General features: G+C 69.4%; 7 protein-coding genes. 6 read left to right on the top strand and 1 reads right to left on the bottom strand.

What is annotated here, in order from left to right:
* Positions 1 to 81 precede the first annotated feature (81 nt).
* Together ACWDR7_RS03645 and ACWDR7_RS03640 are read left to right on the top strand one after the other, a co-directional pair.
* Complete coding sequence (locus ACWDR7_RS03645; protein ID WP_449853568.1) at positions 82 to 711, top strand: hypothetical protein; 630 nt, start codon at positions 82 to 84, stop codon at positions 709 to 711.
* A complete protein-coding gene (locus ACWDR7_RS03640) occupies positions 711 to 3,659 on the top strand; it encodes a restriction endonuclease (RefSeq protein WP_449853567.1) in 2,949 nt (982 codons plus the stop codon). The genes ACWDR7_RS03645 and ACWDR7_RS03640 overlap by 1 nt, the downstream gene beginning before the upstream one ends.
* On the opposite strand, the gene ACWDR7_RS03635 is transcribed toward ACWDR7_RS03640, so the two are convergent.
* The gene (locus ACWDR7_RS03635; RefSeq protein WP_449853566.1) at positions 3,660 to 4,259 is read right to left on the bottom strand and encodes a GNAT family N-acetyltransferase; all 600 of its coding nucleotides are present in this window, start codon (positions 4,257 to 4,259) and stop codon (positions 3,660 to 3,662) included.
* A 114-nt stretch (positions 4,260 to 4,373) separates the two neighbouring features.
* Here ACWDR7_RS03635 and ACWDR7_RS03630 point away from each other — a divergent pair, with 114 nt between their 5' ends.
* The 4 genes from ACWDR7_RS03630 (at position 4,374) to serS (ending at position 9,508) form a co-directional block, all read left to right on the top strand.
* On the top strand, positions 4,374 to 5,837 hold the full coding sequence (locus tag ACWDR7_RS03630) for a DUF222 domain-containing protein (protein ID WP_449853565.1): 1,464 nt from the start codon (positions 4,374 to 4,376) through the stop codon (positions 5,835 to 5,837).
* A 103-nt stretch (positions 5,838 to 5,940) separates the two neighbouring features.
* Positions 5,941 to 7,233 (top strand): exonuclease domain-containing protein, encoded by a 1,293-nt coding sequence (locus tag ACWDR7_RS03625; RefSeq protein ID WP_449853564.1) that lies wholly within the window; start codon positions 5,941 to 5,943, stop codon positions 7,231 to 7,233.
* A gap of 10 nt (positions 7,234 to 7,243) precedes the next feature.
* Complete coding sequence (locus tag ACWDR7_RS03620; RefSeq protein ID WP_449853563.1) at positions 7,244 to 8,014, top strand: hypothetical protein; 771 nt, start codon at positions 7,244 to 7,246, stop codon at positions 8,012 to 8,014.
* 210 nt (positions 8,015 to 8,224) lie between these two features.
* Entirely contained in the window at positions 8,225 to 9,508 is a 1,284-nt protein-coding gene (gene serS, locus ACWDR7_RS03615) for a serine--tRNA ligase (protein ID WP_449853562.1), read from the top strand.
* Positions 9,509 to 9,525: the final 17 nt, after the last annotated feature.

Raw genomic sequence — 9,525 nt, 5'->3', positions numbered from 1 at the left:
GCAGCAGTTGGCGCTACTGATCCTCGGGGACCTCGACCCCTACCCGCCCGAACTCACCCGGCGAGCCTCACCCCCCACCGAATGTCCGAAGAGCCGGTTATGGCATTGAATGCGGCTGATGGTGCGCGGCGGCGTTTCATTCAGGTGCAGCTACCCGAGCCGACGAACCCGGGGACGCGAGCGGGGGGCGCGCGGTTCGCGTCAGTCTCGGAGATCGCTCGGTTCCGCCTCGACGCAGCGGGCCGTCGTCTCCAGGACGCTCAGGTGCTGGGGGGTGTTGACAGCTCCATCGATGTCGGCTTCCGCGCCTACCGCCTCGCCGACACCAACTTCGCCAAGTGGCGTGTCTCGAGCGACGCCGATCTCAACACGCTCGAGCAGCACCTCTTCGAGCTGCGTGACAGCGCGAACGACGATGCCACCGCCGATGACCTGCTCACCGAACTGCTGCTCAAGCAGGGCTTCTCGCTCACGGAGAAGATCGCGTCCGTCGAGATCGCCGGGCTCGAGCTGCGCTCGGTGAATGACGGCATCGTGCTCGCGTACCTGAACGAGCACGTGAAGCCGACTCTCGATCAGCTGCGTGCGGTCGCCGACGAGCTGCCCGAGCGGCTCATCGTGCTCGAAGACGCGTTCCAGGGAGACGACGAGCTCAAGACAAACACCGCTCAGCTCTGCAAGAGCAAGAGCATCCAGTTCTGGACGGCGTGATGAGCTTCCAGTTCGACGCCAGCCAGAAGTACCAGCTTGAGGCGATCGCCTCCGTCGTCGACCTCTTCGACGGGCAGCCGGCGGACGGCGACAAACTCGAGCGCGCGCTGCGTGGCGCCGCGCACACGGAGACCGGACAGGGATTGCTCGTGCGGGAGGAGGTCGGGGCGATCGGCAACAGCCTCGTGCTCGACCGCGACACGATCCTTGCGAACCTGCAGCGCGTGCAGGATCGCAACGGCCTCGCAGTCTCGCCTGCGCTGCACGACCCGAAGGCGCTCGACTTCGACATCGAGATGGAGACCGGCACGGGCAAGACCTACGTCTACCTGCGCACGATCTTCGAGCTCGCGAAGAACTACCGGTTCACGAAGTTCGTGATCCTCGTGCCCAGCGTCGCGATCCGCGAGGGCGTGAACACGAGCATCCGGCTCATGCGCGGCCACTTCGAGTCGCTCTACAAGCCGCACGGCATCACGTTCGACGCCTCGGTGTATAGCGGCAAGAACGCCGAGGAGGTGCAGGCGTTCGCCACCGCGACGAACGTGCAGATCCTCGTCATGACGATCGACGCGATCCGCGGCAACGCGAACACCCGCATCATCCGCCAGACGCGTGACAAGCTGAACGGCTTGCGCCCGATCGACTACCTCAGTGCGACGAGTCCCATTGTCATCATGGACGAGCCGCAGAACATGGAGTCGAAGCTCTCGCAGTCTGCGGTCGGCGATCTCGACCCCGCCTTCACGCTGCGGTACAGCGCGACGCACAAGACGAAGCGCAACGTCGTCTACCGGCTCGACCCGGTCGACGCGCACGACCTCGGGCTCGTGAAGCAGATCGCGGTCGCTGATGCACACCAGATGGGCGCGGATGCGAAGGCGTACGTCAAATTGCTCGGCGTCAAGACCGATCCCTGGTCGGCGCGACTCGAGTTGGCATGTCGCAAAGCCGACGGCTCCCTCGAGCGACGTGCCGTCAACGTGCGCCAGAAGCAGGAGCTCTCCGCCGAGGGCGTCACCAACAACCCGGTCTACGAGGGGTGGCGCGTGATGGAGATCCGCACCGATCCGCCCTTCGTCGAGCTCACGCATGCGTCGCTCTACGAGGGTGAGAGCGTCGGTGGAGCGAACGATGCGATCTACAAGGAGATGATCCGCGAGACGGTGCGCGAGCACCTGCACAAGACCGCTCTGCTGCGCGGCCGCGGCATCAAGGTGCTCAGCCTCTTCTTCGTCGACAAGGTTGCCAGCTTCCTCGGTGACGGCACGAACAACGACGACGCGAACGGCGAGATCGTGCGCTGGTTCGACGAGGTCTACGCCGAGGAGCGCGCCAAGAACGCCCGGTATCAGGAGCTCATGCCGTACGAGGCGCGCGAGGTGCGTCGCGCGTACTTCTCGCAGATCCGCAAAGGCGTTTTCGGCGACACTACTGGCTCCACCGCGAAGGATGACGACGCTTACGAGCTGATCATGCGCGACAAGGAAGGGCTGCTCGACGAGAACCAGCCTGTCCGCTTCATCTTCAGCCATTCCGCGTTGCGGGAGGGCTGGGACAACCCCAACGTGTTCCAGATCTGCACCCTGCGTGAGATGGGCGCCGAGACCGAGCGGCGTCAGACCCTCGGCCGCGGCCTGCGGCTGCCGGTGGCGAAGACCGACACCGGCTACGTGCGGGTCGCTGACCGCAGCATCGCGACGCTCACCGTCATCGCCAATGAGTCGGTACAGCAGTTCGCGAAGAACCTGCAGACCGAGTTCGAGAAGGAGGGCGTCGAGATCGGCCGCGTGCGGAAGAACGAGTTCTCGAAGATCCTCCTCCGCGGCGCGGACGGCGCCGCAACCGACGAGCTATTCGGTTACGAGCGGTCCGTGTCGGTGTGGGAGCACCTCGCCAAGGAGCGCTTCATCGACGCCAAGGGGCACGTGACGCAGAAGTTCCAGCCGCACACCGTCGACTTCAGCCTCAACCTGCCCGACGTCTTCATCGAGTATGAGGGCGAGATCATCGAGCGCGTCGCGAAGGCGAACATCGGCACGTACATCAAGCCGGTGAGCAAGCGGGTGCAGCGCACCTTCAACAAGGCGCTCTACAACACAGAGGAGTTCGAGCGCTTCTGGGAGACCATCGCGCAGCGCACGACCTACCGCGTCACGGTGGACAGGGATGACCTCATCAACCAGTGTGTCGCGGCGATCTCGCAGCAGCCGCCGATCGAGCCGCTGCGCATCGAGGTGACGCGCTCCGCCGTGCGGGTGCTTCGAGGAGGGGCAAAGGGCGAGCAGCTCGGCACGCGCTCGGCTGAGTTGCAGGGCAGCTACGACCTTCCGGACATCATCAAGGAGCTGCAGGAGGCGACCTCTCTCACGCGACGCACGATCGTCGACATCCTGCTGAAGAGCGGCCGACTTCAGGAGTTCCTCGCGAACCCGAACGACGTGATCGCGATGCTCAAACGGCAGATCACAACAGTTCTCGAGCACATCGTCACCAACGGCATCCAGTACGAGAAGATCGGCGGATTCGTCTACGAGCTGCGCGAGCTGCAGGCCGACGGCGCCAAGGAGAAGGAGTACTTCGCCGACAACCTCTACAAAGTCGCGAATACGGCCAAGACCGACTTCGATCACGTCGTGTTCGACTCGGGGCCCGAAGAGGAGTTCGCCCGACTGCTCGACTCGCGCGAGGACGTCAAGCTCTTCCTCAAGCTTCCGCCCGCCTTCAAGGTCGATACGCCCGTGGGGCCGTACAACCCCGACTGGGCGATCATCAAGCAGGAGGATGGCGAGGACCGGATCTACATGATCCGCGAGACGAAGAGCACGCTCGACCCGGCGAAGCGCCGGCCGAGCGAGAACGCCAAGATCAGGGCAGCGGCCGAGCACTTCAAAGAGATCGGCGTAGCGGACTATGCGGTGTCGGCGCCGGAGAACTGGAGGCTCTGACTACCCCCGCCACTCCTCGGCCAGCAGCGCGTACGTGAGCCCGTCCATCCACTCCCCGGAGCGGTGCAGGCTGTCGCGCACGGTGTGGGCCTCGCGGCGCATGCCGAGGCGCTCCATGAGGCGCCACGAGGGCTCGTTGGTCGCGAAGCAGTTCGCGGTCACGCGGCGCAGGCTGAGCGGGCCGAAGCAGAGGCCGATCGCGGCGCGCACGGCCTCGGTGGCGTAGCCCCGGCCCTGGAAGGCGGGGTCGAGGGTCCAGCCGATCTCGGCCTGCACGCCGCGCGCCTGCGCGACCACCTCGGCCTGCGCCCACGCGTCCTCGACCTTGATCATGAGGTCGCCGATCACGGTGCCCTCCTCGGGGAGGACGATCGAGACCAGCGACGGGCTGTTGCGGCGCATGCGCGCGCGGTGCCCGTCGAGGGTGTCGGGCGCGCCGCCGATCCACATGCCCACCTCGGGCAGCCGGCGGAACGCCCACATCGCGTCGATGTCGGCCGGCGTCACGCGGCGCAGCAGCAGGCGCTCGGTGCGGATGGGCCAGTCCACGGCCCGCAGCGGATCGGCGACGAGGGCGCTCTCGGTGGCGGGGTGTTCCATCCCGTCACGGTATCGCGCGGGTCGGACGCCGCCGATGCAGGAGGTCGCTGACGGGTTATCCACAGGCTCGAAGATTCCTTCGAAAGTGTCGGTGGTCGGTGGGACGATGGGGGTATGTCGACGCCCACGGTCTCATCCTGGTTCCCCACCCCGGGGGAGCGGGAGCGCGCGCGTGTGCTCATCGGCTCGGTGGCCCGGATCGAGCAGGAGATCAATCGGCTGGAGGCGCGGAAGGCGCGGCTGCTGGCGCTGCTCGTCGACGACGTGATGGCGCAGCAGGCGAGGTCGGCTCCGGGCGTCTCGGATGACCTGCCGATGCGGTCGGCTGCCGCCGAGATCGCCGCGGTCTCGGGCGTCGGGCAGCGCACGATGATGGCGCGGATGAGCGAGTCGTGGACGCTGCGCGAGCGGTTCCCGGCGACGCTCGCGGCGATGGACGCCGGCGACCTGTCGCGTCGGCATGCGTCGGTGATCGTCGACGAGGGGCTGCGGCTCGGCGACGACGCGTCCCGCGCCGCCTACGAGGAGCAGGCGATCCCCGCGGCGAAGTCGGGCACCGTGGCAGCCGCGCGAGAGGCGTGCCGGCGCTTCGCGGAGGCGGCACAGCCGGTTGCCCTGGACGAGCGGCATCGCGAGGCGCGTCAGCAGCGGGGCGTGTTCGTGCGCCCCCTGGAGGACGGTATGGCCGAGCTGTGCCTCGTGGCCTCCGCCCCGCTGGTGCAGGGTGCGCACAACCGGCTGACGCAGATGGCGAAGTCCGTGAAGCGCGCAGCAACGAGGGGCGCTGGCGGTGCGGATGCCGCACCCGAGGGGCTCGCGTCTGCCGGAGCGGCCGCCGTCGACTCGTCCCGCGGTGAGGCCGCCGAGCCCTCGGGCGCGGCATCCGATGCGCGCACCCTCGATCAGCTTCGGGCCGACATCGCCGTCGACCTTCTCCTGTCGGGAGCCCCGCAGGCGCACGTTGCGCACGACGCCACCGGAGCGAACGCGCTCGACGGCATCCGCGGCACGGTCCAGGTGACGATCCCGGTGCGCACGGTCATCGGGATCGGAGAGGATGCCGCGTTCCTCGCGGGGTACGGCCCGATCGACTCCGACACCGCCCGCCGGCTCGCGGCGTCGGCCCCGGGATGGGAGCGGCTGTTCCGCGATCCCGACACGGGCGCGCTGCGCGCCGCCGACCACTATCTGCCCACGGCGGCGCAGCGCCGGTTCCTGCACGCGCGCGACGAGCACTGCAGGTTCCCGGGGTGCCGGCTGCCGGCCAGGCGATGCGACATCGACCACACGGTCGCCTTCGCGGAAGGCGGGCGCACGAGCGTCGCGAACCTCGGCGTGCTCTGCCGCGGACACCACGTGCTCAAGCACAACTCGCCGTGGCGCGTGCGCCAGCGAGAGGACGGCGAGCTCGAGTGGATCAGCCCCACAGGGCGCACGATCGTCGACCAGCCCGAGCCCGCCGTGCGATTCGTCGACTCTGTCGAAGCTGACGCCGCAGCCGCCGGCGTCACGGTGGCCGGCGTCACGGTGGCGTCCGCACGATCGAGTGCGCCATCGGGCGATCCGCCGCTGTCCTGACTGGCAACCCTGCCCGGGCAGTTGTGGTGTGATGTCGGCGGCATCTGCCAGCATGTCGCTGCGCCCGTCTGGGTGCGCCTCATCCTGTCGAGAGGAACCGAGCATGTCGTACGCCGTCATCGACTTCGAGACCACCGGGTTCTCGCCGCAGCGCGGCGACCGCGTCGTCGAGGTGGGTGTGGTGCTGCTCGATGACGAGGCGAGGGTCGAGCACGAGTGGACGACGCTCGTCAATCCGCAGCGCGACGTCGGTCCGACCCACGTCCACGGGATCCACGCGAGGGACGTCGCTGACGCGCCGACCTTCGGCGACATCGCCGGCCACCTCGTCTCGCTCCTCGGCGGGCGCACGGTCGTCGCGCACAACCAGGCGTTCGACGTGCGCTTCCTGCGCGCCGAGCTGTCGGCGCACAAGCACGAGATCGACGCCGCCTACGCCGCGCTGTGCACGATGCTCTGGTCGCGCCGCTCGTACGGAGCCGCCAAGCTCGCCGACGTGTGCGCCGTGCTCGGACTCCCGCACGCCGTCACGCACGCGGCGCTCGACGACGCACGCGCCGCGGCCGGCGTCCTCAGCTCGCTGCTGCGCACGGAGCGCGAGAACCCGCTGTGGGACATCGAGACCAGCCAGGCGATCTTCCCGCTCGCCCCGTCCGCGCCGTCCCGCGCGGTCGCGCTCGGGCGTGCGATCCGGGCGGCCGAGACGAGGTGGGACGACGCGACCGACGCGCCGCTGTGGCAGCGCGTGTCCGCGCCGACCGATGGCGCGGATCCGGCCGCCGCGGTCTACCTCGAGCTGCTCGCCGAGGTGCTCGAGGACGGCCTCATCTCGGCCGCGGAGTACTGGCGCCTCGCGGCGATCGCCGAGGTCGCGGAACTCGGATCGCACCGGCTGCCCGAACTCCACGCCCGCTACCTCGATGCGGCCATCGCCGAGGCGGCCGCGGACGGGCAGGTGACGGGGTCGGAACGGGAGGAGCTGGCGCGGATCGCGACGCTCCTCGATCTTCCGCTCCCGAGCCTGCCGGCCGAGAAGCCCCAGATCGCCTCGTCGCCGGCCGGCACGCTCCCTGCGCCCGGCGACATCCCGGCGGCGCACCGCCCCACGGCCGCCTCCGAGGCGAGCCCCACCGGGGCGCGCTTCCAGCTCTCGCCGGGCTGCCGCGTCGTGTTCACCGGTGCGATGAGCCGCCCGCGCGAGGAGTGGGCGCGCGCGATCGCCGACGCCGGCTTCATCACGGGCAGCGTGACCAAGAACTGCGCGGTGCTCGTCGCAGCCGATCCGGCGAGCCAGTCGGGCAAGGCGAAGACCGCCGCCAAGCACGGCATCCCGATCGTCACGGAGAGCGAGTTCGAGGCGGTCTTCGAGGAGTACCTGCGTGCGCACGCAGCCTGAGCGTGCCGGGATGAGCCCTGCCGAACTGCTGCGCGTCATCGAGCCGCTGCCGGCACGCCAGCCGATCACCGATGCCTTCGAGATGCTCCGCGCCGACTGCACGCAGTCGTCGCGGAACCCGCGCGCCTGGTACGAGAACCAGAAGCAGCACCTCCAGGGCTGGCTCGCCGAGTACAACGGCCCCGGAGCGTACGGGCGCCAGAACCACGGCGGTGACGCACGGCGGTTCTACCAGCGCTTCCAGTGCGTGGCCGGCCTGCTCTGGCTCGCCGAGGCGCTGGGAGAGAACCCCGCGATCCTGAGCGCCGCGATCGACGACATCGACGCCGCCGGACCGCGGAACGCCTCGCAATGCGCGGCCCTCCGACGCCACGTGCCCTGGGGGCGCATCGAGCAGCTCATCGCATTGCGCACGGGGACCCTCGAACTGAGCGCAGGGTCGCTGTCGTCGGCGCACACTCCGCCGATGCCGCATCCGCGCGCCCGCGTCAATGCCCTCCCGATGCGCCCGCGGCGGCGCGAGGCTGGCAGGCGAACAAGGAGGTACGACATGACGCACAACGACGACCGCCGCGATCTCGCGAACGACCGCGTCAGCGAGGATCCGGAACTGCCCCTCGGTGAGGATCCGGTCATCGGCGAGGACTCCGAGCTGCCGGCCGGCGAGGATCCGGTGGACGGGGAGCACGCGCCGGTGGACGCCGACGACGGGGGAACGCCGACCGACGACCGCGAGCCCCTGCCCGACGACCACGCGCCCGGCGCGGGGGAGCGGGAGTAGCCGCGGCCGCCCGCCGGGCCACCGATCGAGAGGGGATCCCGGTTTGAGAGGACGGATCCATCCTGATCCGTCCTCGGGAACCGGCATCTCCTCGGGAACCGGCATCTCCTCGGGAACCGGGATCTCCTCGCGAACCTGCGACCTTTGGAACCGTGTTCTCCGGAACCGGCCCCGCCACCTCCGCACCGGCCCGCGCCCTAGACTTGACGCGTGATCGATCCGGCCCTTCTGCGTGAGAACCCCGACCTCGTCATCCGCTCCCAGGTGGCGCGCGGGCACTCGCCCGAGACGGTCGAGCAGGCGGTGGAGGCAGAGAAGGCCCGCCGCGCCGCGCTGACGGCCTTCGAAGAGCTGCGCGCCGAGCAGAACGCGTTCGGCAAGACGGTGGCGCAGGCGCCCAAGGACGCCAAGCCCGCGCTCGTCGCGCAGGCCAAGGAGCTCGCCGCCAAGGTCAAGGATGCCCAGCAGGCCGCGAACGAGGCGGAGGAGGCGTTCGCGAAGGCGATGGCGCTTATCGAGAACGTCGTGATCGACGGCGTTCCGGAGGGCGGCGAGGACGACTTCGTCACGCTGCGCGAGGTCGGCGAGATCCGCACCTTCGATCCCGCCGAGTTCCCCGACGGGCCGCTCGACCACCTCGCGCTCGGCGAGAAGCTCGGCGCCATCGACATGGAGCGCGGCGCCAAGGTCTCGGGCGCCCGGTTCTACTTCCTCAAGGGCGTGGGCGCGCGGCTCGAGCTCGCGCTCATGAACTACGCGCTCAGCGTGGCGCTCGAGCAGGACTTCACGCCCATGATCACGCCCACGCTCGTGCGGCCCGACATCATGGCCGGCACGGGCTTCCTCGGCGCGCACGCCGACGAGATCTACCACCTCGAAGAGGACGACATGTACCTGGTCGGCACGAGCGAGGTCGCGCTCGCCGGCTACCACAAGGGCGAGATCATCGACCTGTCGAAGGGCCCCGTCCGCTACGCCGGCTGGTCCACGTGCTACCGCCGCGAGGCCGGATCGCACGGCAAGGACACCCGCGGCATCATCCGCGTGCACCAGTTCAACAAGCTCGAGATGTTCTCGTACACCACGCCCGAGGATGCCGAGGCCGAGCACGAGCGCCTGCTCGCGCTCGAGGAGCGCGTGCTGCAGTCGCTCGGCCTCGCCTACCGCGTTATCGACGTGGCCGCGGGGGATCTCGGATCCAGCGCCGCCCGCAAGTACGACACCGAGGCGTGGGTGCCCACGCAGGGCGCGTACCGCGAGCTCACCTCCACCTCCAACTGCACCACGTACCAGGCCCGCCGGCTCGACGTGCGCCACCGCCCCGAGGAGGGCGGCCGCACCGAGCACGTGGCCACGCTGAACGGCACGCTCGCCACCACGCGGTGGATCGTCGCGCTGCTCGAGACGCACCAGCAGCCCGACGGATCGGTGAAGGTGCCCGCCCCGCTCGTGCCGTACATGGGTGGCCTCGAGGTGCTCGAGCCCATCGCGTAAGCACGCCTGCGGCGGCC

The sequence above is a fragment of the Microbacterium sp. NPDC003461 genome (assembly GCF_053588335.1).
Note: the sequence above shows the minus strand (reverse complement) of the source record. Positions and strands in the feature narration are given on the sequence as shown.

Bases quoted from the DNA above. Each gene is read 5' to 3' on its own strand.
- ACWDR7_RS03620 (WP_449853563.1), top strand. From the start codon at position 7,244: ATGAGCCCTGCCGAACTGCTGCGCGTCATCGAGCCGCTGCCGGCACGC.
- ACWDR7_RS03645 (WP_449853568.1), top strand. From the start codon at position 82: ATGTCCGAAGAGCCGGTTATGGCATTGAATGCGGCTGATGGTGCGCGG.
- ACWDR7_RS03640 (WP_449853567.1), top strand. From the start codon at position 711: ATGAGCTTCCAGTTCGACGCCAGCCAGAAGTACCAGCTTGAGGCGATC.
- ACWDR7_RS03635 (WP_449853566.1), bottom strand. From the start codon at position 4,259: ATGGAACACCCCGCCACCGAGAGCGCCCTCGTCGCCGATCCGCTGCGG.
- ACWDR7_RS03625 (WP_449853564.1), top strand. From the start codon at position 5,941: ATGTCGTACGCCGTCATCGACTTCGAGACCACCGGGTTCTCGCCGCAG.
- ACWDR7_RS03630 (WP_449853565.1), top strand. From the start codon at position 4,374: ATGTCGACGCCCACGGTCTCATCCTGGTTCCCCACCCCGGGGGAGCGG.